Genomic DNA, 22,382 nt, shown 5'->3' with positions numbered 1-22,382 from the left:
GCCTTTTTCAGAGAATGAAGCGGGAAGATATCTTGCTGAGTCATTGACGTGGGATATTTTATGCGCCGGATCACAAAAGCTGATACACTCCGCACCTTCATGACATTGTGGTTTTTGTCATCAGTCTACCTATTATCTCCTCGAAAACTACACCTGTGACAGGTCGGGGCGGTGCGGAGTTGTTATGTCATTTGATGCCCTTGGCCTGAATCCGGATATCCTGCGCGCAGTTGCGGAGCAGGGTTACCTCGAGCCGACCCCTATTCAACAGCAGGCGATCCCTGCGGTGCTGCAAGGCCGCGATCTGATGGCCAGCGCCCAGACCGGTACCGGTAAAACCGCCGGTTTTACGCTGCCGCTGTTGCAACGCCTGGTGCAGAGCCAGCCTCACGCGAAAGGCCGCCGTCCGGTACGCGCCCTGATCCTGACCCCAACCCGTGAACTCGCGGCGCAGGTCGGTGAGAACGTGCAGGAGTATAGCCAGTATCTCAATATTCGTTCGATGGTCGTCTTCGGCGGCGTCAGCATTAACCCGCAGATGATGAAACTGCGCGGCGGCGTTGACATCCTGGTGGCTACCCCGGGTCGTCTGCTCGATCTTGAACACCAAAACGCCCTGAAGCTCGACAGCGTGGAAATTCTCGTGCTGGATGAAGCTGACCGTATGCTGGATATGGGCTTTATCCACGATATTCGCCGCGTGCTGTCGAAGCTGCCGGCGAAGCGTCAGAACCTGCTCTTCTCCGCGACCTTCTCGGATGAGATCAAACAGCTGGCGGAAAAGCTGCTGCACAACCCGCTGGAGATTGAAGTTGCGCGCCGTAACACCGCTTCCGAGCAGGTGACGCAGCACGTTCACTTCGTGGATAAGAAACGCAAGCGGGAACTGCTGTCGCAGATGATTGGCGAAGGTAACTGGCAGCAGGTACTGGTCTTTACCCGTACCAAGCATGGCGCCAACCACCTGGCCGAGCAGCTGAATAAAGATGGCATCACCAGTGCGGCGATCCACGGTAACAAGAGCCAGGGCGCACGTACCCGCGCGCTGGCAGACTTTAAATCCGGTTCGATTCGCGTGCTGGTGGCAACAGATATCGCCGCGCGTGGCCTCGATATCGAAGAGCTGCCGCATGTCGTCAACTATGAGTTGCCGAACGTGCCGGAAGATTACGTGCACCGTATCGGTCGTACCGGCCGTGCTGCCGCCACCGGCGAAGCGCTGTCGCTGGTCTGTGTCGATGAGCATAAACTGCTGCGCGACATTGAGCGCCTGCTGAAAAAAGAGATCCCGCGTGTTGCGGTTGAAGGCTATGAGCCGGATCCGTCAATCAAAGCGGAGCCGATCCAGAACGGCCGAGGTCAGAATGGCGGCCGTCAGGGCGGCGGTGGACGCGGGCAGGGCGGTGGCGGCGGTCGCAGCCAGTCCGCACCGCGCCGTAGCGAAGGCGAGACGCAGAAAGCGCGTCATCCGCGTCGTAGTAACGACGGCGGAGCCGCGAAAACGGAAGGTGGAGCCGCGAAGCCTGTGGGCAATCGTCGTCTTGATGGCGGTGCAGCGAAACCGGCAAACAACGGCGCACGCCGTCGTCGTCCGCGCAAACCCGCTTCCGCGTAAATCAGTTTCCGTTCAGGCCGGGTAGATTTATTCGGCACTCAAAACCGCCATCAGGCATTAAGCCGGATGGCGGTTTTTTTATGGTGCCGCTGAAACGGCGTAGGCCGGATAAGCGGTACGCGCCATCCGGCAATGGGCTTACCACGGTGGAATGGTTCCGTTCACCAGGTGTCCGGCGGGATATTTTTATCACCGGTGCGGTGAACGGGATAAGGGGAGCGGCCGCGCTCCCCTTATCAATCCCCGCGGCCCCGCGAGGAAATCGGTGCTGCGCACTGCGCTCACCTCCCGCGTGCCTGACTGCGGCCGGCTCGACTCGACTTGCTCGTTCCATTCTGGAACTCGGTTTACTCGTCCCATCCATGGGACTCGCCCCTTCGGGGCCAGCGCAAGCGCTGTTCAAAATTGCTCCCGGCAATTTTGTCCTGTCTCGGTTCGCCTCTGTCCGCCATCAATGGCGTCCAGACCTTGTCATTCACGCTTCGGTTCGCCGATTTCAGCGGGGGCCAACACCGCCGCTGCCATATCGCAGATAAAAGCAAAGACGGTGTCGCTGGAACTGCGTTTTGGTAGGCCGGATAAGGCGAAGCCGCCATCCGGCAATTGGTGTGGAGGGGATAATGCCGGATGGCGCTGACGCTTATCCGGCCTACGCCGTTCCAGCGGCTGCATTCCCGTAGGCCGGATAAGGCGTAGCCGCCATCCGGCAAGTGTGTCGCGGTGATATTGCCGGATGGCGCGTAAACGCTTATCCGGCCTACGCGGTTTCAGACGCCGGGCTTCTACAACACCTCGCCATTACTGGCGATAACCTGCTGATACCAACTGAAGCTGCGCTTCTTGCTGCGCTTGAGCGTGCCGTTGCCCTCGTTGTCTTTATCGACATAGATAAAGCCGTAGCGCTTTTTCATCTCGCCGGTGCCTGCGCTGACAATATCAATCGGTCCCCACCAGGTGTAACCCATAATCTCGCAGCCATCCGCAATCGCCTCGGCCATCGCCTGAATATGGCGGCGGCCATAATCGATGCGTGCCCGGTCATTAATTTCACCGCTGGCATCCACTTCATCAACACCGCCATAACCGTTTTCAACGATAAACAGCGGCTTGCGGTAGCGGTCTGCCAGCTCATTACAGACGATACGAAAACCGAGGGGATCGATAGGCCAGCCCCACTCGGTCTTCTCCAGGAACGGATTGTCCAGCCCGGCGGTGCCGCCGGTATCGACGCGGAACTGCCCGCCCGCCTGGTGCAGCACGCTGCGGTAGTAGCTAAAGCCAAGGTAATCAGAAGGGTACGCTTTAAGCAGCTGCATATCGCCCTCTGCCATCTCCAGCTTCACCCCAACATCGTTCAGCAGCCGTTTAGCATAAGCCGGATACTCGCCCAGCATCATCACATCGGAGAAGAGCAGCGAGCGGCGGCGCAGCTGCATAGTCGAGAAGATATCCTCCGGGTTGCAGCTCGCCGGGTAGACGGTACTCAGAGACAACATACAGCCGATAAGCGCATTGGGCATGATCTCGTGGCAGAGCATGTTCGCCAGCGCATTGGCGACGAACTGGTGGTGATTCGCCTGCCAAATCTCCTGCGGGCTGGCGTCAACATCCACCGCGCCGGTGGCGAACGGCATGCGGTTCATGTTGTTCAGCTCATTAAAGGTCATCCAGTATTTGACCTTGCCCTGATAACGGCGGAACACCGTCTCGCAGTAGCGGGTGAAGAAGTCGATAAGCTGGCGGTTTTTCCAGCCGCCATACTCCTGATAGAGCGCCAGCGGCGTTTCGTAATGCGAGAGTGTGATCACCGGCTCTATGCCGTACTTCAGCAGTTCATCAAACAGGTTGTCGTAAAATTGCAGCCCCGCCTCGTTGGGCGTGGTCTCATCCCCGCGCGGGAAGATGCGCGACCAGGCAATCGAGGTGCGAAAGCATTTGAAGCCCATCTCGGCGAAGAGCGCCACATCCTCTTTGTAGTGATGGTAAAAGTCGACCGCCTGGTGGCTGGCGTAATAGAGGTTCGGGTCAATTACCGCATCATGTTTACCGGAAGCGATACCGCCGCGCACCACGTCAGCGATAGAGGGCCCTTTGCCATCTTCGTCCCATGCGCCTTCCGCCTGATTAGCAGCAATCGCGCCGCCCCATAAAAAGTCGTTCGGAAAAACAGACATATCCGCTCCTTAATCCGCTAAGTCTTCGCCATTCGAGGCGATCAGTTTTTTATACCAGTGGTAGCTTTTCTTCAGCGAGCGCGCCTGGCTGCCGTTGCCCATATCGTCCTGATCGACATAGATAAAGCCGTACCGCTTGGAGATTTGCGCCGTGCCGGCGCTGACCACATCAATTGGCCCCCACCAGGTGTAACCAAAGAGATCAACACCGTCGGCAATCGCCTCCTGCATCTGCACCACGTGCTGGCGCAGGTAGTCGATACGGTAATCGTCATCGATGGAGCCATCCGCCTTGACGGTATCCACCGCGCCGAGGCCGTTTTCGGCAATAAACAGCGGCTTTTGGTAGCGGTCATAGAGCTGATTGAGCGCCAGCCGTAGCCCCTTCGGATCGATCTGCCAGCCCCATTCACTGGTGGTGAGGTGCGGGTTACGAATGCCGCCGGTGATCAGGTTGCCTTCTGCGCCGTCATGCAATGCCGGGTTGGCGCTGACGGTGCTCGACATGTAGTAACTGAACGAGACGAAATCGACCGGGTGCTGGCGCAGGATCTCATCATCGCCAACCACTTTTTGCAGCGTCACCCCTTTTTCCGCCAGCATGCGATCGGTGTAGGCGGGGTAGTAGCCGCGCGCCTGCACGTCGCTGAAGAAGAGCGACACGCGCTGCATCTCTTCGCAGGCCTGCAAATCATCCGGGTGGCAGGTGTGCGGGTAGAGCATCTGGTAGCTGATCATGCAGCCCATCTGCGAGCCGGGAATAATCGCGTGGCACGCTTTGGTGGCGAGCGCGCTGGCAACAAACTGGTGGTGCGCGCCCTGGTACTTATCCTGCTCGAGATGCGGGTTGTCCTCCTCAATCACCCCGACGCTGACATAGGGGTGGTGCTTCACGCAGTTGATCTCGTTAAAGGTCATCCAGTACTTCACCTTTTTGCGATAACGCGTAAAGACGGTAGTGGCGAAGCGGACATAGAAATCGACCAGCTGGCGGTTCGGCCAGCCGCCGTAATCGGTGACCAGCGCCAGCGGCATCTCGTAGTGGGAGAGTGAGACAATCGGCTCGATGCCGTGCGCGCGCAGCGTGTCGAACACTTCGTCATAAAACGCCAGGCCCGCTTCGTTGGGCGTGGTCTCATCCCCGCGCGGAAAGATGCGCGTCCAGGCAATCGACATGCGAAAACACTTAAAGCCCATACCGGCAAACAGCGCGATATCCTCTTTAAAGTGGTGGTAGAAGTCGTTGCCTTTGCGCTTCGGGTAGTACTTTTTGCTGTCCGGATCCTGCGCTTCGCGCACCTGCGCGTGGGTCATGCCGAGCCACTGATCGAGCCAGCGCTCGCGCGGCGTGTTGATATCGAAGGTGTAGACATCGGAGACGGAGAGCCCTTTGCCGTCGACATTCCATGCCCCTTCAAGCTGGTTGGCCGCCGTTGCGCCGCCCCATAAAAACCCTTCCGGAAATGATTTCGAATAAGCCACTGATGTGCTCCTTAGGCCGCGCTTGCGGTCAATGTGAGAAATGCGTCCCGGCTGGCGACATCGCCATCTGTTTTTACCGGGCTGATATCGCCGTACTGTTCGCTATTAGTGACCACCACGATCACGCTCGGATCGATCCCCTCTGCCCGCAGCGCGGCGAGATCGAAGCTGACCAGCAGATCGCCCACCTCTACGTTCTGCCCGGCCTCGATATGGCTGGTAAAGTGCTTGCCGCCGAGTTTCACCGTGTCGATTCCGATGTGGATGAGGATTTCGGCACCGGTGTCGCTCTCCAGCGCCAGCGCGTGGTGGGTTTCAAACAGCGATTCAACCTTGCCGTTGACCGGCGAACGCAGCTCGCCGTTGCTTGGGTCAATGGCCAGCCCTTTACCGAAAATTTCATCGGCAAAGACCGGGTCGCTCAGGGTATTGAGAGCTTTCAGCGTGCCGCTGACCGGGGCGAAGAGTCGCTCCTCTTCGCGTGCGATCTTCACCGGGCTGACGCCCGCTACCACCTTCTCTTCGAAACCGAGGATCACCGTCAGCACGGCGGCAGAGACAAAGGAGAGCGCGATACTGACCACTGCCCAGATAAAGGTCGGGCCGACCAGCGCTGGCAGGCCGGGCAAGCCGCTGAGGGCAAAGGCGTAGGTTTTCACCCCCATTGCCATCGCAAAGCCGCCGCCAATCGCGCCGCCCAGCAGCGCGGCGGCAAAGGGGCGTTTGTAGCGGATATTGACGCCATACATCGCCGGTTCGGTGATGCCCATCATCGCGCTGAAGCTGGTGGAGAGTGCCAGCGACTTCAGCTTCTTATCGCGTGCGCGAATAAATACGCCGAAAGCCGCACCCGCCTGGCCGAGGTTGGCGACATAAAAGAGGATTTTGAACGGATCGAAACCCATGGTGCTGATGTTGTTGATCATGATTGGCACCAGCACATAATGCATGCCGGTAATGATGATCATCGACAGTGTGCCGCCCACCACCACGCCTGCGACGATGCCCATGTTCTCCACCAGCCAGATAATGCCGCCGGAGAGCGTATTCCCGGCGAAGATACCGAGCGGCCCGATAACCATCAGCGTAATCGGCGCGACAATCACCAGGCTCAGCAGCGGCACGAACATCGTTTTCAGCACGCCGGGCATCATGCGGTCAATCAGCTTCTCCACCCGGCTTAACAGCCACACCGCCAGCAGAATCGGGATCACCGTCGAGGCGTAATTGACCGTCGGCACCGGCAGGCCGAGAAAGCTCACCGGCGCGCCGGATTTAAACAGCGTCTGGATCGCCGGGTGGAAGAGGGTGGCGGCGAGCGCCACGGCGACGTAGGGGTTGGCACCAAACTTATTCCCGGCGCTGAAAGCCAGCGCCAGCGGCATAAAGTAGAAGACGCCATCGCTGATGGCGAGCAGGATCTGGTAGGTCTGGTTGCTGGTCTGAAGCCACTGCATAGCGACCATCAGTGCCAGCACCCCTTTCAGGATCCCGGCCCCGGCAATCGCCGGAATGATCGGTGAGAAGATGCTCGATAACCCCTCCAGCACCACCGACACCGGGTTACGCCGTTTGCTGCTGCTGGCGCTGGAGGAGACGCCGGGGAGTTGCGCAAGCAGCGCTTCGCAGAGCGGGGCGACCTCATTGCCGATAATCAGCTGGTACTGATCGCCAGAGATATTCACGCCGATCACGCCATCCAGCGCTTCCAGCGCCGCGCGGTCGACCTTGTCGTGGTCATGAAGGAGAAAACGCAGACGGGTGATGCAGTGAAACAGCGACAGGATATTCTCCTTGCCGCCAATATGCGCAATGATCTTCTGCGCGGTTTCCGGGTAGTTCATGCTCATTCCTCCAGACAGACGCCGATTTTCTGGCGTCATCAACAAACATCGGCCTCGGCCGATACCTTGTTTCCTCTGGGGTTTGCCTGATTTAACAGTAACAAGCCTGGATGGAATTCATTTTTCACGCCGCAGGCATCTCTGCCTGCCGGGTGAATTACGCCGACCGCTGCACCACGTTTTCGATATGCACGGTCAGATAAAGCTTCTCGGAGTTGCTCATGGTGTGATGATAATGTTTGCCGACAAACTCGCTGATGGCGTTAACGCACTTCAGCGTCGTCTGGTAGCGGCGCTCAACCATGGCAAATAACTCCTCGTCATCGTTGTTTAATACCTCCCCGGCAATCACCCGCTGCGCGAAAAATTTTAAGTGGGTAATAAAGCGCTGGTAATTGAGGGTGTGCTCATCGGGCGGCAGGGTAAAAAAGTATCTGACGATATTTTGCAGCTGATAAATAAGCCGGGTAATTTGCGTGGTTTTTCCCATCGTATCGTTCAGCCCGGCATTCACAATATGCAGGGCGATACTGCACGCTTCGCTATCCGGTAACAGCGTGCCGGTGCGCGCTACCACCATGCCCAGCGCCTGGCGGCCAATGGCGTACTCGGCGGTGTAAAAGTGGCGCACTTCCCACTCCAGCGGGTTGGCTAAACTCTCGCCTTTTTCACTGCGCTGGAGGGCAAAATGGAGGTGATCGGCAAGGGTGACATACAGCCCGTCGCTTAATTTATGCGGCAACGTTTCGCGTGCGAGGGCAACAATATCCGCCGTTAGCTGGACAATTTCCACCGGCACTTCGCTCACCAGATCTTTAAAACGGGCCGAGAGCTGAGAGTCTTTCAGGTGGAATATCTTCTCGATGGCGTCCATATTGACGCGGTCGCCGCTCTGGGTATTAAACCCGAGGCCGCGCCCGGTCAGAATTACCTCAAAGCCGTGCTCATCGAGGGCGCTGACAACGTTATTATTTAATATTTGTTTGACCAGCATCGCCAACTCCTGCAAACAAAAACGGGCAAAACGTAAATACAGCCAGGGACGGATTAATCCCCTCAGTCTGCATTTAGGTTTTGCCCGATATTCGGTAACAAGCGTAATGCAGATAAAAAGCTAGCATTGACCATATAAATGTTCAACGCGTCGGGAAGCGGTTTCATAAATGGATCTGCCAATTTGTGATCGGCTTTGCGAAAAGTATCGTCTGCCTGACGTGCGATTTACGAGCAGCCTTCCATAACGGCAAAAAGCGTTCGCCCCTGCGGGCGAAAAAGTGCCACAATAGTGGCCGTTTATACAGTACTTCAGGTTATCGAATGGCCCTTACCGCCGCGTTAAAAGCGCAAATTGCCGCCTGGTATAAGGCGTTGCAACAACAGATCCCGGACTTTATTCCCCGCGCGCCGCAGCGTCAGATGATTGCTGACGTGGCAAAAACGCTGGCGGGCGATGAGGGCCGCCATCTGGCGATTGAAGCGCCGACCGGGGTCGGGAAAACCCTCTCATACCTTATTCCGGGCATTGCCATTGCCCGTGAAGAGCAGAAAACGCTGGTGGTCAGCACCGCCAACGTCGCCCTACAGGATCAGATTTTCAGTAAAGATCTGCCGCTGCTGCGCAAAATTATTCCCGATTTACGCTTTACCGCCGCCTTTGGCCGCGGGCGCTATGTCTGCCCGCGCAATCTCGCCGCGCTCGCCAGCAGCGATCCCAATCAGCAGGATCTGCTGGCCTTTCTTGATGACGAACTGACGCCCGGCAACAAAGAGGAGCAGACGCGCTGCGCATCGCTGAAAGCCGATCTCGACAGCTACAAGTGGGATGGCCTGCGCGATCACACCGATAAAGCCATCAGCGACGATCTCTGGCGACGCCTGAGCACCGATAAAGCGGGCTGCCTGAACCGCAACTGCCACTACTACCGCGAGTGCCCCTTCTTTGTGGCGCGTCGGGAGATCCAGGAAGCGGAAGTGGTCGTTGCCAACCACGCGCTGGTGATGGCGGCAATGGAGAGCGAAGCGGTGCTGCCGGAGCCGAAAAACCTGCTGCTGGTGCTCGATGAGGGCCACCATCTGCCGGATGTCGCCCGTGATGCGCTGGAGATGTCGGCGGAGATCACCGCTGGCTGGTATCAGCTACAGCTCGACCTTTTTACCAAACTGGTGGCGACCTGCCTTGAGCAGTTTCGCCCGAAAACCCTGCCGCCGCTGGCAATCCCCGAGCGGCTCAACGCCCACTGCGAAGAGCTGTTTGAGCTGATCTCCTCACTCAACGCCATTCTCAATCTCTATCTCCCCGCCGGTCAGGAGGCGGAACACCGCTTTACGATGGGCGAACTGCCGGATGAAGTGATGGAGATCTGCCAGCGGCTGGCGAAGCTGACCGAGATGCTGCGCGGGCTGGCGGAGCTGTTTCTCAACGATCTCAGCGAGAAAACCGGCAGCCATGACGTTGTGCGTCTGCACCGGGTGATTTTGCAGATGAACCGCGCGCTGGGGATGTTCGAGAGCCAGAGCAAGCTCTGGCGGCTGGCGTCGATGGCACAGGCCTCCGGCGCACCGGTCTCAAAGTGGGTCACGCGCGACGTGCGCGACGGGCAACTGCACCTGCAATTTCACTGCGTCGGTATTCGCGTCAGCGATCAGCTGGAAAAGCTGCTCTGGCGCAGCGTGCCGCATATTGTCGTCACCTCGGCGACCCTGCGCTCGCTCAACAGCTTTAACCGCTTGCAGGAGATGAGCGGGCTGAAAGAGAAAGCGGGCGACCGCTTTGTCAGCCTCGACTCGCCGTTCAACCATGTCGAGCAGGGCAAGATTATTATTCCGCAGATGCGCTACGAGCCGCTGATGGAGAACGAAGAGCAGCATATCGCCGAGATGGCGGCCTGGTTCCGTGAGCAGGTGGAGAGCAAAGCGCACCGCGGAATGCTGGTGCTCTTCGCCAGCCAGCGCGCGATGCAGCTCTTCCTCACGTATGTGCCCGACCTGCGTCTGTTGCTGCTGGTGCAGGGCGATCAGCCCCGTTACCGGCTGGTGGAGCTGCACCGAAAACGCATCGATGGCGGCGAGCGCAGCGTGCTGGTTGGCCTGCAATCCTTTGCTGAAGGGCTGGATCTGAAGGGGGATTACCTCACCCAGGTGCATATCCATAAGATTGCCTTCCCGCCCATCGACAGCCCGGTAGTCATCACCGAAGGGGAGTGGCTGAAAAGCCTTAAGCGTTATCCCTTCGAAGTACAGAGCCTGCCGAGCGCCTCGTTTAACCTGATTCAGCAGGTCGGGCGCCTGATCCGCAGCCATGAGTGTCGCGGTGAAGTGGTGATTTACGATAAGCGGCTGTTGACCAAGAGTTATGGGAAACGCCTGCTTGATGCACTGCCAATATTTCCAATTTCCCAACCGCCGATGCCTGACGTTATAGTGAAGAAACCAGAACAGAAGCGCCGCAAGCGCCGTTAACGATGTGAGCACGCAAGGAGAGTCCATGGATTACCGCACCATCATTAAAGAGGTTGGCCGGGGCAAAAATCACGCCCGCGACCTTGATATTGACACCGCCCGCAGCCTCTACGCGAGGATGCTTAACGGCGAGGTACCGGAACTGGAGATGGGCGCGATCCTGATTGCGCTGCGCATTAAAGGGGAAGGCGAGGCCGAAATGCGCGGCTTCTACGCGGCGATGCAGGATCGGACAATGAAGCTGACGCCGCCGGTGGCGAAACCGATGCCGATTGTTATCCCGAGCTATAACGGCGCGCGCAAGCAGGCGAACCTGACGCCGCTGCTGGCGATTCTGCTCAGCAAACTGGGCTTTCCGGTGGTGGTGCACGGCGTCAGCGAAGATCCGACCCGCGTCGTCAGCGAAACCATTTTCGCTCTGCTGGGCATTGAAGCCACCACGCTTGCCGGGCAGGCGCAGGCGAAGCTGGAGGGGCATCAACCGGTCTATATTCCTGTAAGCGCCCTCTGCCCGCCGCTGGAGGATCAACTGGGCTTACGCTGGCGTATGGGCGTGCGAAACAGCGCGCACACGCTGGCGAAGCTGGCGACACCGTTTGCCGAAGAGGCGGCGTTGCGCCTCTCCAGCGTGTCGCACCCGGAGTACCTCACCCGCGTAGGGAAATTTTTTGCCGATATCGGCGGGCGCGGGCTGCTGATGCAGGGCACCGAAGGGGAGGTATACGCCAACCCGCAGCGCTGCCCGCAGATGAACCTGATCGATCCCGCGGGCGAGCGCGTGCTCTTTGCCCGCAGTGACGCGGCGCTGGAACCTGCTTCAGGCGGTGCGGCGAAAGATGCGGACAGCACCGCGCGCTGGATCGAGCACTGCCTGAGCGGACGCGAAGCAATACCGGAGTCATTAAAAGTGCAGCTGGCCTGCTGCCTGCTGGCGAGCGGTGAAGTGGAAACGCTGGAAGAGGGGCTGGCGCGGGTCGCGGCGACATTTGCATAAAAAAAAGCCCGTCACAATCCTGGACGGGCCATGCAAAGGGCAATAAGGGTCAATGAGGGTGGTGCATCCGGCAGAGGGTTAAAATGCCGGGGTAAAACGCGGGTCAGGTTACTTATAGATAACCGCAGTGCCGCTCAGCTTGTTGTTGCCGCTGGTGGACTGGATGCTGTAGCCGGAAGCGCCTGCCGCCTGAGCTTTTTCTGCCAGGCGCGCTTCAAGGCCGTCCAGCGTGGTTGCGCCATGGGCGGAGACCACACCGATTTTGTTCAGCTCGCCTGCCTGAGCAGGGTTAACAGATTGAGCCGCAAAAGCACCGAAAGAGAGGGTGGATAATGCGACAGCAGCAACAGCATATTTAATGGCGTTCATAGGGTTTCTCTCGCAGGTTATACTAAATTTGGGACGATGTTCCGTCGATGTGATAAGTATCACAGTTTTTTATCAGCGAGAAAATCGAAGAGAATTGAAAGCCTTGTTCTAAAAAATTGAATAATAGTTAACTTTTTGAAAAATAAAGGTTAAAAAGATAAAAAAGCAAGAAGTGGGCGCACTCGATCTCTGTTCGGAGATATGCGGCACATTTTGCGACAAGCGAAGCGGAAAAATATGAAGGTAAAGGTAAGTGCTTATCCCGCAGGGAAGCGTCAGGAAAAGTCAGCGTAACTGGCTATCCTTCGATCCTCTGCGATTATATCCTGAATATGTTGAGTTATGTAAATCTTTCTCCTGCTGGCATTTCACGCACAGCCGCACGCCGGGAATCGCTTTTCGCCGCGCTTCCGGAATGGTTTCACCGCACTCCTCGCACTCTTTAAGGCTCTCACCCCCCGGAATGTCCCGGCGCGCACGGGCGACCGCATCCTCAATGGTGCTGTCGATCTGCTGCTGTACTGCATCGTCGTTTGCCCAACCTGAAGCCATAATTTCCTCCTGTATAGCTATTAAGTATAGACGCTATAGCGGCAGGGCAATTTTGTAGGCCGGATAAGCGGTACGCGCCATCCGGCAATATCCCGGCGACACCCTTGCCGGATGGCGGCTACGCCTTATCCGGCCTACGGGAATGCAGCCGCTGGAACGGCGTAGGCCGGATAAGCGTTTACGCGCCATCCGGCAATGGGGTTTTGTGGGATTGGTGGAATGATTCCGTTCACCATGCGTCGGGAGTTTCATTGATCTCTTATGCGGTGAACGGGACAAGGGGAGCGGCCGCGCTCCCCTTGTCAATCCCCGCGGCCCCGCGAGGAAATCGGTGCTGCGCACTGCGCTCACCTCCCGCGTGCCTGACTGCGGCCGGCTCGACTCGACCTGCTCGCCCCTGCGGGGACTCGCTCCATGTCTCGGTTCGCCTCTGTCCGCCATCCATGGCGTCCAGACCTTGTCATTCACGCTTCGGTTTGCCGATTTCAGCGGGGACACAACCCCTCGCTGTGAGACCGGAGATAAAAACGATAAAGGTGTCGCTGTAGGCTCGTTTTGGTAGGCCGGATAAGGCGGAGCCGCCATCCGGCAATCGTGCCGCGGAGATAATGCCGGATGGCGCTGGCGCTTATCCGGCCTAGGCCGTTTCAGAAATAATCGTTTTGTAGGCCCGTCGATAATAGCCTGGCGGCGTTGATTAACGATTATCCGGGCGAACCAGATCGAAACGCTGATCCTCGCTAATACCGTAATAAGCGGACGGCCCTCCGGCACGCAACACCGGTTGCGCCTTCGCCGTCTGGTAAATGCCCTCTTCGAGCAGCGACTCATCGATATGCACCGCCACCACTTCCCCCAGCACCAGCCAGCTCTCAATCGGGCTGCCGTCGGCGGCGGTGAGCTGAATGCACTGCGACAAGCGGCACTCAAAGTTAACCGGGCTTTCCGCCACGCGCGGGGCGCGCACCAGGCGACTCTCTGCCGGGGTCAGCCCGGCGCGGGCAAACTCATCTTCACCGTGCGCCAGCGACGCGGAGGTCTCATTCATCTGCACCGCCAGATCGCGGGTGGTTAAATTCCAGACGAACTCCTTGCTCTCGACGATATTCTGCACGCTATCTTTCCAGCCGCTGCTGGCGAAACCAATAATTGGCGGGCGGTAGTTAAAGCAGTTGAAGAAGCTATAGGGCGCCAGGTTGCGGCGGCCTTGCCCGTCCAGCGAGGCGATCCAGCCGATAGGGCGCGGGCCGACAATGGCATTCAGCGGGTCGTGCGGCAGGCCATGACCTTTCGCGGGCTCATAAAAATACATAGCGTCTCCTGATGGCAAAAAGTTTCTTCAGGCTCCCTTATTTACCCGGCTGGCGTCAACGGGTATCTTACGCCGCTGTTAACAGGAGAATGCCATGAATGCCCAGAAGCCGGGTCTGCACCCGCGTAACCGCCACCACAGCCGCTACGACCTTGACGCCCTGTGCGCCGTCAACCCGTCGCTGCGCGCCTTTATCACGCGCAATCCGAACGGGGAAGAGACCGTTAACTTTGCCGATCCGCAGGCGGTGAAAGCCCTGAACAAGGCGCTGCTGGCGCATTTCTACGGCGTGCGCGAGTGGGATATCCCGGACGGCTTTCTCTGCCCGCCTGTGCCGGGGCGCGCAGACTATCTGCACCATCTCGCCGATCTGCTGGCAGAAAGCGATAACGGTACCATTCCGGCGCAGGCCAGCGTGCTCGATATCGGCACCGGTGCGAACTGCATCTATCCGCTGATTGGTGCCCATCAATATGGCTGGCGTTTTACCGGCAGTGAAGTCAATGCCGAAGCCTTTGCCAGCGCACAGGCGATCATTGCCGCCAACCCTGGCCTGACCCGCGCGGTGCGCCTGCGTCGCCAGAAAGATATGGCGGCGATCCTCACCGGTATCATTCATAAAAATGAGTCCTACGATGCCGTTATCTGTAACCCACCTTTCCATGACTCGGCGCAGAGCGCGCAGGCAAACAGCGAGCGCAAGCGGCGCAACCTCGGCCAGTCTGTCACGGACGCGGCCAACTTCGGCGGCCAGCAGCAGGAGCTGTGGTGTGAAGGTGGCGAAGTCGCCTTTATCAAAACGATGATTGCCGAGAGCAAGCAGTTTGCCCGCCAGGTGTTGTGGTTCACCTCGCTGGTGTCGCGCGGTGACAACCTGCCGGAACTCTACCGCGCACTGACCCAGGTCGGCGCGGTAAAAGTAGTGAAAAAGGAGATGGCGCAGGGGCAGAAGCAGAGCCGCTTTATCGCCTGGACCTTCCTCGACGAGGCCCAGCGTAAACGCTGGGCGCAGAGTCGCTTTAAAGGGTAGGTTGTGCGGGCGGCGTACCGGGGTTCGCCGCCGGTTGCGCTTGCCCGATCGCTTCCGGTGCTGACACCATCTGGTAGGTCTGCACCGGCGGGCGCACGTGGGCGAGGTCGAAATGTTTTTTCACCATCGTGTCGAGGGCGAAACGCACCGTCCACTGCTTTAGCGGCAGGGTGGTGAAGGTGACTCGCAGCGTAAAGGCGGTGTTAGTCAGCCCGACCAGCCCGGCAAAGTTCGGCTCGCCGATAATCAAACCGCGGATCTCCTCCTGCTCCATCAGTTCCGCCACCGCATCCTTCAGCGCCTGATTGGCTTTGTCTGTATCCTCATGACGATCAACATCATAGTTCGCCACCACTGAGCCAATCCCGCGCACAAAGTTGGCGAAGGTGGTAATCGATGACCACGGGATGATGTGGTACGCGCCGGTATCCTGACGCACGCCGACGGAACGAATGGTCATGCGTTCCACCGTGCCGGTAAGCGGGCCGATGGTCACCAGATCGCCGGTGTTCATCCCATTTTCAAACTGAATAAATATGCCGGTGATAATATCCTTCACCAGGGTCTGCGAACCGAACGAGATCGCCAGCCCCAGCGCCCCGGCACCCGCCAGCAACGGCGCGATATTCACTCCAATCTCTGAAAGCACAATCATTACCGTAATTGTGCTGATTACCACCGCCAGCGCGTTGCGAAACAGCGTCAGCAACGTACGCGTGCGTGCGCTGGGCAGCGGGCGACCATGAATATCCGATGTCAGCCGGTTCTCAATAATCGTCGCCAGCAACGTCCAGCCGACGGCGGAGAAGAAGAGGATCAGCGCGATACGGATCAGAATATCGACTGCCTTCTCCCCGGCACCATAATTGAGCCAGTGCCAGAAATCGAACAGCCCCCACGCGCTTAACAGCAGCAGAATGGTGGTGCAGACCACCAGGAAACGGGCGGTCTTCATCGAGGCGGATAACCAGCCGTTAAGCCGCTTTTGCAACTCCGGATAGTTGCGCTGTACCTGCGGCGACAGGGTGATGGTCTTATCCAGCCAACGCGACAGCACGCCGGAGATAAACGCGGAGACGCTGAGGATCGCCAGGCTGCTCAACGACGCGCCCATCATAAACTTCAGGCTGTTGCCCGGATCGAAGAGTGAGAAGAAGAAGAGCACGATGAAGTAGGCGCTGGCGAGCCAGTGCCACACCAGCGCAAAGGCGCGAATAAAGAGGCTGAAGAAGGCCAGCGAGCGCTCTGCCAGCAGGATCAGGTTGTGCTGGATCTCGCGCTTGTTATGGAAAATAAGGTAGAGCGCCCAGAGGGTGATGCAGAGCATGATCACCACATTGGCGAGGGCGCCGAACTGGATATTCACCTGATTGGAGATAATCGGCACCGCCACCAGTAGCCCATAGCCAATCAGGCTGCTGAGCGCGCTTAAGCGCAGGTGCCAGTAGCGCGCCGTCTCATCACGAATATGAAACGGGCGCAGATCGGGAATGCGCGGGCAGAAGATAAGCCGCAGGATCGCTTTGAAAAACTCAATCAGCGCGAAGGCGTTAAGAAACAGGCTCTGCTGAAAGGCGATGGTGCTGTTACCGCCGGTAAGGTTGGCTCGCAGCACCTGGCCGACAAACAGCGTTAGCGCCAGCAGCATGATGTCGATAATAAAAGCCCCGACGATCATCGACGGCAGCTGTAGCCAGTTGCTGCTGTCGCGGTTTTTATGCCGCCCCCAGGCGCCCATTCGGCGGTAAACCGGCGAGACGCAGAACCGCACTGTCCACCAGAAGGCGAAGACCAGCACCGCGAGCAGCATGAAGTGGCTGGCAGCATTGGTGAAAGTTTGCGGGTTAAAGGCTTTGTGCGGCGAGCCGGTAATATTGCGCCACAGCTGGGCAAAACGGGTCGCCAGCGCCTCGCCATAGTAATCCGCCACTTCAGTAACCTTCTCCAGCACCGTTTTCTGCTCTTCAATGGCGGGCGGCGAGATGACCGGCAGCGGCTCCTGCGGCGGTGTCGTGGCGACTTTACGCAGCTGGTCGATCAGCTCTTTGCGTGATTCGTCATTCTCCAGCACATCCGCCAGCGCGCCATAAGCGGCTTTTTTCTGTTCAACATCGGGTTCGCTGGTTTGCGCTGAGGTGGGTGTAGTGGTTGCGGCGGTAACGCCGGGTATCGTCGCGGCCTGAAGCGGCGCGCATAGCAGGCTAATCAGTAACAAAATCCACGGCATAGCTCCTCCGGTGAGAAAATCCCGCAAAGGGATAAGTATAGGTGCCGGGGGAGGGCGAGAGGAAATTGCGCACAATCCGCAAAAGAAAAACCCCTCCGGGTGGAGGGGTTGGCTATCAGGAGACGTGCTGCAGGAACTCCTGCAAACGCTGGCTGGGCGGATTCTCAATCAGCTGCTGCGGGTTGCCATCTTCGGCAATGCGGCCCTTATCAATGAAAATCAGACGCGAAGCCACTTTTTCGGCAAAGCCGATTTCGTGGGTCACGATCACCATCGTCATTCCCTCTTCGGCCAGATCCTGCATCACTTTCAGCACTTCGTGACGCAATTCCGGATCGAGCGCCGAGGTTGGCTCATCAAACAGCATCATCTTCGGTTTGACCGCCAGCGCGCGGGCAATTGCCACACGCTGCTGCTGGCCACCGGAGAGCTCGGATGGGTAGTGATGGGCGCGCTCAGCGAGACCCACTTTCGCCAGCAGTGCTTTCGCCTGTTTTTCCGCTTCCGCTTTGTTGGTGCCGCGCACGCGCAGCGGGCCAAACATCACGTTCTCCAGCGCCGTCAGGTGCGGGAAGAGGTAAAACTGCTGGAACACCATGCCCGCTTCCTGGCGGATCAGGCGCTCATCCACTTTCGGATCGTTGACCTTCAGGCCATCAACAATCAGATCGCCTTTGGTGATCTCTTCCAGCTTGTTGATGCAGCGCAGCAGGGTCGATTTACCGGAGCCGGACGGCCCGATAATCACCACCACTTCGCCCTGAGTAATGTTGAGGTCGATATCATGCAGCACCTGGGTTTTACCGAAGTGCTTGGAAACGTTTTTAAATTCAATCACAGGATTTTCATCCTTTTTTCAAGACGGCGAAGCACGATGTTCAGTGCCTGGGTAATGATGAGATAGATAACCCCGACGGCGGTCCAGATCTCCAGCGCGCGGAAGTTCCCGGCGATGATCTCCTGGCCCTGGCGGGTCAGTTCAGCCGCGCCGATAACAATAAACAGCGAGGTATCTTTGATGCTGATGATCAGCTGGTTGCCAAGCGGCGGCAGCATGCGGCGCAGCGCCAGCGGCATAATGACGTGGCGAATGGTTTCGCGGCGCGACAGACCAAGCGCCATGCCCGCTTCGCTAAAGCCTTTATGGATCGACAGCACCGAACCACGGGTGATCTCGGCAATATAGGCGCCGGAGTTGATCATGATCGTCACCACCGCGGCGGTGAAGGTGTCGATGCGCAGATCCGGCAGCGCCATCGGCAGGGCGAAGTAGATGTACATCACCTGCACGACAATCGGCGTGCCGCGGACAATTTCAATAAACACGAGGGCGACGTGGTTTGAGATCCACCCGCCGTAGGTACGGGCTAAACCAGCCATCAGGCCGATAACGATACCGCCAGCCAGACCGAGGATCGAGATCCACAAGGTCATTTTGGCCCCGTCCAGTAGAAGCGGAATGGCGGGCCAGATGGCGCTCCAGTCAAACTGCATGTGATTAATTCCTGTATACCGTAGAAGAGACAAATAGCGCGGGGACGAAAGCCGCCCCCGACGTTTAACCTGTTACTTTTTAATAATTATTTAGGCTCGGAACCGAACCATTTTTTGTAGATTTCGTTGTACGTACCGTTCTCACGCAGGGTTTTCAGCGCGCCGTTCACTTTCTCACGCAGATCGTCGCTGCCTTTCGGGAAGGCGATACCGTACTGCTGCGCTTCCAGAGAGTCGCCTACCGCTTTAAAACGACCGTTGCCGGCGGTTTTGATGAAGTAGAGGATGTTCGGCGTATCGTGCAGAACCGCGTCAGCGCGGCCGGTACCCAGTTCCATGTAGGCATTATCGATGTTCGGGAACTGGCGCAGATCTTTAGTTTTGATGTTCGCTTTCGCGTAATCCACGGAGCCGGTGCCGCTCTTAACCGCGATCACTTTACCGTTGAGATCTTTCGCGCTTTTAACGTCGTTGTTGTCGGCTTTCACCATCACCAGCAGGCCGCTTTTGTAGTAGCCGTCGGAGAACTCGATCGCTTTTTTACGCTCTTCAGTAATGGTGATGCCCGCCAGTGCGACATCAACGTTTTTGGTTTGCAGGGCAGGGATGATGCCGCTGAAGTCCATCGGCTTCAGTTCATAATCCAGCTTCAGCTCTTTCGCAACGGCAGCCCACAGGTCGATGTCGAAACCAACGTACTCATTGCCTTTTTTGAATTCGAAAGGAACGAATGCAGTATCGGTAGCCACAACCAGTTTTTTATCAGCAGCCTGAGAAGAAACAGCAAAGGCGAGAGCGAGTGCGGCCAGGGAGAATTTCAATACAGACTTCATAGTGTTTCCTTTTGTATCGGGGGAGCGAGCCCCTGCGAGAATGAACGCAGTATGAAAAAATCATGCCAGGTTTACAACCTATTGTTTTGTAAAGGCGAAGCTTTAACCGGTTGCACAATAAGTGTAGCAATGACACCGCAATGCACCATTTTGAGTCACTCTTTTGGTGCGCTCGCGCGAGATTGTCGGCTGTGCTGCTATTTAGCGCACAACGTGGGCGAGAAACAATCACTTATTAACAATTTTGTGATGAGATAATTACGAAGCGGTAACTTTCTGGCGGGAAGGGGGGAGAAGTGTTGCACCATAAAAGTGCAAACCCCCGCACCGGAGGCGCAGGGGTCAGAGCGATAACGAAAAGATCTGGCTTATTCGATGTTAGCTTCGATAAACCACAGGTACTGATCGAGATCGCGGGAAGCGGCGGTAAAGATATCTGCGGTATCTTCATCTTTCGCTTCGGTGATGGCTTTACGCAGGTCGTTCGCGACAACTGCGTAACGATCGGCCAGCTCTTTCAGGTGATCCTGCACGCTGTGAATGTCCAGCGGGTAGCTTTTCAGTGCCGTTTTGCTGTTGATCACCTGAGTGGTACCCAGTGCAACACCGCCCAGCTGAACCGCGCGCTCTGCCATGGTATCAAGGTGCGTTACCAGCGAAGTACGGAACTGATCCAGCATTTCGTGCACGCCGATAAAGTTCGCGCCGCGCATGTTCCAGTGGGCCTGCTTGGTGATCAGAGACAGGTCAGTGAAGTGGATCACCTGGCGATTCAGCAGCTCAATGGTCGCTTGTTTGTCGCTGTCCGATACATCGTTACGGGTATAAAGCAGATTAGACGCTTTCGTTTTTACCAGTTTAGCGGTACTCATAATCCATATCCTCTTGATGTTTGTGTCCCAGGTAATTACCGGAACTAAGTATAGCACCAGATTAACCGTAGTCGGTTTTGGCTATGCCTATCAGTTCGATAGCGTGATTTAAATATAGGTCACGATTTCGAAAATGCGCAACTAATCGAATGAAATGTAAGATAAATCTAATAAAGAGACAGCGGATAACTAAGAATAATTCTAATTAATAAAGAATTTACTTAAAGCGTAAAAAATAATGTCAAAGGTCTGAATGAATATTCAGCATGAGCGAAATCTCATGCTGAATAATTATTATTTACCAATATCCACTTCTTTTATTGTGGTCTCGCGGCGCAGGGTTAATGTCGACCCCATCGAGGCAATCACAATCGCCATCAAAGCCAGCACCTGCTGGAGCGCAAGCGTCTCGCCGAGGAAGATCATCCCCGAAACGGCAGCCAGCGCTGGTTCCATGCTCATCAGCGTGCCGAAGGTGCGCGTCGGCAAACGGGTGAGGGCGATCATCTCAAGGGAGTAGGGCAATGCAGTCGACAGAATCGCCACCGCAATGCCGAGCGGTAAAATCGACCAGTGCCACAACACGTCGCCCGCCTGGAACGCGCCAAGGGGGACAAAGACGATGGCGGCAATCAGCGAGCCCAGCGCAACCGTCGCCGGGCCATGATCCTCGCCCGCGCGTTGCCCGCTAATAATATAGATAGCCCAGCAAGCCCCCGCACCGAGCGCAAACGCCGCGCCGGTTAAATCGACGTGCGTAACATCCTGGCCCAGCGGCAGCAGATACCACAGCCCCAGCACTGCGAGGATCACCCAGATAAAATCGACTGCGCGGCGGGAGGAAAAGAGGGCAACAGCCAGCGGACCGGTGAACTCCAGCGCAACGGCCACGCCGAGCGGCACGGTCTGGATCGCCAGATAGAACATGTAGTTCATCGCGCCGAGCGACAGGCCATAAAAGAGCAGCGGCAATCGCTGTTCACGGGTAAAGCGCAAACGCCATGGTTTAAAGACGATAACCAGGATAAGCGTGCCGAGGGCAAGACGCAGCGCGGTGACGCCGGGCGCGCCAACCAAAGGAAAGAGCGATTTCGCCAGCGACGCCCCTCCCTGAATCGAGGTCATAGCGATAAGCAGTATGATAACCGGTACCCACACCGGCAGTTTACGCGGCAAAACAGGCATCCCTTCTCCGTTAAGTGTCAAATGAGGCAGAGCCGTCAGTCTACTTGAAATAGTATTCAGACGGTTGATGGTTGGTTGTAAAAAAGGCTGAAAAAATCCGTATAATGACCATCGGGCGGTCGATTATTGGCCTGTTTATTTAAGAATAATCTGGATGAACGAATTCCAGAACAGGTACCATAATAGTCCGACTCTTGAGAAAAGTGCTTTTTAATGAATGAGTTGTTAAGAAGCGGAAACTTTCTGTTACATGAAAGAACGCTTTAGACTCTATTTCTCTCAAAGAGTTTCCTTATAATTTTTGATATATTTAAATGCGTAGTACCCAGGATTTCTTGAAGCACATTTGAGGTGGATTATGAAAAAAATTGCATGTCTTTCAGCACTGGCCGCTCTTCTGGCGGTTTCTGCAGGTTCCGCAGTAGCATCAACTTCTACTGTTTCCGGCGGTTATGCTCAGAGCGACGCTCAGGGTATTGCTAACAAAACCAACGGTTTCAACCTGAAATACCGTTACGAGCAGGATAACAACCCGCTGGGCGTTATCGGTTCCTTCACCTACACCGAAAAAGATCGTACTACCGGTGAAGGCGTTTATAACAAAGCTCAGTACTACGGCATCACTGCTGGTCCGGCTTTCCGCATCAATGACTGGGCGAGCATCTACGGCGTAGTGGGTGTTGGTTACGGTAAATTCCAGCAGACTGCTGACGTTGCTAAAGTTTCTGATACCAGCGACTACGGCGTTTCTTACGGTGCTGGTCTGCAGTTCAACCCGATGGAAAACGTTGCTCTGGACTTCTCCTACGAGCAGAGCCGTATCCGTAGCGTTGACGTTGGCACCTGGATTGCCGGTGTTGGTTACCGCTTCTAATCGCTTTTGCGATAATAAAAATCCGCCTCAAGGGGCGGATTTTTTTTGCCTGCAAAAAGCATAGAC

At 56.8% G+C, this 22,382-nt stretch carries 18 protein-coding genes; 5 read left to right on the top strand and 13 right to left on the bottom strand.

Annotated features, from left to right (window positions below; genetic code table 11):
• The first annotated feature begins 184 nt into the window (after nucleotides 1-184).
• Nucleotides 185-1,615: an ATP-dependent RNA helicase RhlE gene (rhlE, locus tag N7V53_RS03490; RefSeq protein ID WP_279792118.1), complete on the top strand. Its 1,431-nt coding sequence runs from the start codon at nucleotides 185-187 to the stop codon at nucleotides 1,613-1,615.
• A 782-nt stretch (nucleotides 1,616-2,397) separates the two neighbouring features.
• Here rhlE and N7V53_RS03485 read toward each other — a convergent pair.
• The 4 genes from N7V53_RS03485 to N7V53_RS03470 form a co-directional block, all read right to left on the bottom strand.
• Nucleotides 2,398-3,789: a family 1 glycosylhydrolase gene (locus tag N7V53_RS03485; RefSeq protein WP_279792116.1), complete on the bottom strand. Its 1,392-nt coding sequence runs from the start codon at nucleotides 3,787-3,789 to the stop codon at nucleotides 2,398-2,400.
• Nucleotides 3,790-3,798: 9 nt separating this feature from the next.
• On the bottom strand, nucleotides 3,799-5,271 hold the full coding sequence (gene ascB / locus N7V53_RS03480; protein WP_279792115.1) for a 6-phospho-beta-glucosidase: 1,473 nt from the start codon (nucleotides 5,269-5,271) through the stop codon (nucleotides 3,799-3,801).
• An 11-nt stretch (nucleotides 5,272-5,282) separates the two neighbouring features.
• Nucleotides 5,283-7,115 carry a beta-glucoside-specific PTS transporter subunit IIABC gene (locus N7V53_RS03475; RefSeq protein WP_279792114.1) on the bottom strand — a complete coding sequence of 611 codons (1,833 nt, stop codon included), beginning with the start codon at nucleotides 7,113-7,115 and terminating at the stop codon, nucleotides 5,283-5,285.
• A gap of 157 nt (nucleotides 7,116-7,272) precedes the next feature.
• The gene (locus tag N7V53_RS03470) at nucleotides 7,273-8,109 is read right to left on the bottom strand and encodes a PRD domain-containing protein (protein WP_023479241.1); all 837 of its coding nucleotides are present in this window, start codon (nucleotides 8,107-8,109) and stop codon (nucleotides 7,273-7,275) included.
• Between the two features lie 323 nt (nucleotides 8,110-8,432).
• Here N7V53_RS03470 and dinG point away from each other — a divergent pair, with 323 nt between their 5' ends.
• A complete protein-coding gene (dinG, locus tag N7V53_RS03465; protein WP_279792111.1) occupies nucleotides 8,433-10,574 on the top strand; it encodes an ATP-dependent DNA helicase DinG in 2,142 nt (713 codons plus the stop codon).
• Nucleotides 10,575-10,599: 25 nt separating this feature from the next.
• Nucleotides 10,600-11,568: a DNA-binding protein YbiB gene (gene ybiB / locus N7V53_RS03460; RefSeq protein ID WP_279792109.1), complete on the top strand. Its 969-nt coding sequence runs from the start codon at nucleotides 10,600-10,602 to the stop codon at nucleotides 11,566-11,568.
• A 108-nt stretch (nucleotides 11,569-11,676) separates the two neighbouring features.
• Here the strand turns inward: ybiB and ybiJ are convergent, their stop codons facing one another.
• The 3 genes from ybiJ to N7V53_RS03445 form a co-directional block, all read right to left on the bottom strand.
• Entirely contained in the window at nucleotides 11,677-11,937 is a 261-nt protein-coding gene (ybiJ, locus tag N7V53_RS03455) for a DUF1471 family protein YbiJ (protein WP_279792107.1), read from the bottom strand.
• A gap of 285 nt (nucleotides 11,938-12,222) precedes the next feature.
• Nucleotides 12,223-12,489, bottom strand: a complete 267-nt coding sequence (locus N7V53_RS03450; protein WP_279792105.1) for a DksA/TraR family C4-type zinc finger protein — start codon at nucleotides 12,487-12,489, stop codon at nucleotides 12,223-12,225.
• A 697-nt stretch (nucleotides 12,490-13,186) separates the two neighbouring features.
• Nucleotides 13,187-13,801 carry a flavin reductase family protein gene (locus N7V53_RS03445; protein ID WP_054804079.1) on the bottom strand — a complete coding sequence of 205 codons (615 nt, stop codon included), beginning with the start codon at nucleotides 13,799-13,801 and terminating at the stop codon, nucleotides 13,187-13,189.
• A gap of 94 nt (nucleotides 13,802-13,895) precedes the next feature.
• Between N7V53_RS03445 and rlmF the strand changes: the two genes are divergently transcribed.
• The gene (gene rlmF / locus N7V53_RS03440) at nucleotides 13,896-14,831 is read left to right on the top strand and encodes a 23S rRNA (adenine(1618)-N(6))-methyltransferase RlmF (RefSeq protein WP_139568131.1); all 936 of its coding nucleotides are present in this window, start codon (nucleotides 13,896-13,898) and stop codon (nucleotides 14,829-14,831) included.
• On the opposite strand, the gene ybiO is transcribed toward rlmF, so the two are convergent.
• From ybiO to rhtA, 6 genes are all read right to left on the bottom strand, one after another.
• Nucleotides 14,821-17,058, bottom strand: a complete 2,238-nt coding sequence (ybiO, locus tag N7V53_RS03435) for a mechanosensitive channel protein (protein WP_279792101.1) — start codon at nucleotides 17,056-17,058, stop codon at nucleotides 14,821-14,823. The genes rlmF and ybiO overlap by 11 nt on opposite strands.
• A gap of 115 nt (nucleotides 17,059-17,173) precedes the next feature.
• Nucleotides 17,174-17,896, bottom strand: coding sequence for a glutamine ABC transporter ATP-binding protein GlnQ (gene glnQ, locus N7V53_RS03430; protein WP_023481528.1), 723 nt, complete (start codon nucleotides 17,894-17,896; stop codon nucleotides 17,174-17,176).
• Nucleotides 17,893-18,552, bottom strand: coding sequence for a glutamine ABC transporter permease GlnP (gene glnP / locus N7V53_RS03425; protein ID WP_023481646.1), 660 nt, complete (start codon nucleotides 18,550-18,552; stop codon nucleotides 17,893-17,895). The genes glnQ and glnP overlap by 4 nt, the downstream gene beginning before the upstream one ends.
• Nucleotides 18,553-18,638: 86 nt before the next feature.
• Complete coding sequence (gene glnH / locus N7V53_RS03420) at nucleotides 18,639-19,385, bottom strand: glutamine ABC transporter substrate-binding protein GlnH (RefSeq protein WP_094420411.1); 747 nt, start codon at nucleotides 19,383-19,385, stop codon at nucleotides 18,639-18,641.
• 368 nt (nucleotides 19,386-19,753) lie between these two features.
• Nucleotides 19,754-20,257 carry a DNA starvation/stationary phase protection protein Dps gene (gene dps, locus N7V53_RS03415; protein WP_023481476.1) on the bottom strand — a complete coding sequence of 168 codons (504 nt, stop codon included), beginning with the start codon at nucleotides 20,255-20,257 and terminating at the stop codon, nucleotides 19,754-19,756.
• A gap of 294 nt (nucleotides 20,258-20,551) precedes the next feature.
• A complete protein-coding gene (gene rhtA, locus N7V53_RS03410; protein WP_279792099.1) occupies nucleotides 20,552-21,442 on the bottom strand; it encodes a threonine/homoserine exporter RhtA in 891 nt (296 codons plus the stop codon).
• 358 nt (nucleotides 21,443-21,800) lie between these two features.
• Here rhtA and ompX point away from each other — a divergent pair, with 358 nt between their 5' ends.
• Complete coding sequence (gene ompX / locus N7V53_RS03405) at nucleotides 21,801-22,316, top strand: outer membrane protein OmpX (RefSeq protein WP_023481426.1); 516 nt, start codon at nucleotides 21,801-21,803, stop codon at nucleotides 22,314-22,316.
• Nucleotides 22,317-22,382: the final 66 nt, after the last annotated feature.

This window comes from Kosakonia sp. HypNH10, assembly GCF_029850615.1.
Lineage (GTDB): Bacteria > Pseudomonadota > Gammaproteobacteria > Enterobacterales > Enterobacteriaceae > Kosakonia > Kosakonia cowanii.
This window is presented reverse-complemented; position numbering and strand designations above follow the sequence as displayed.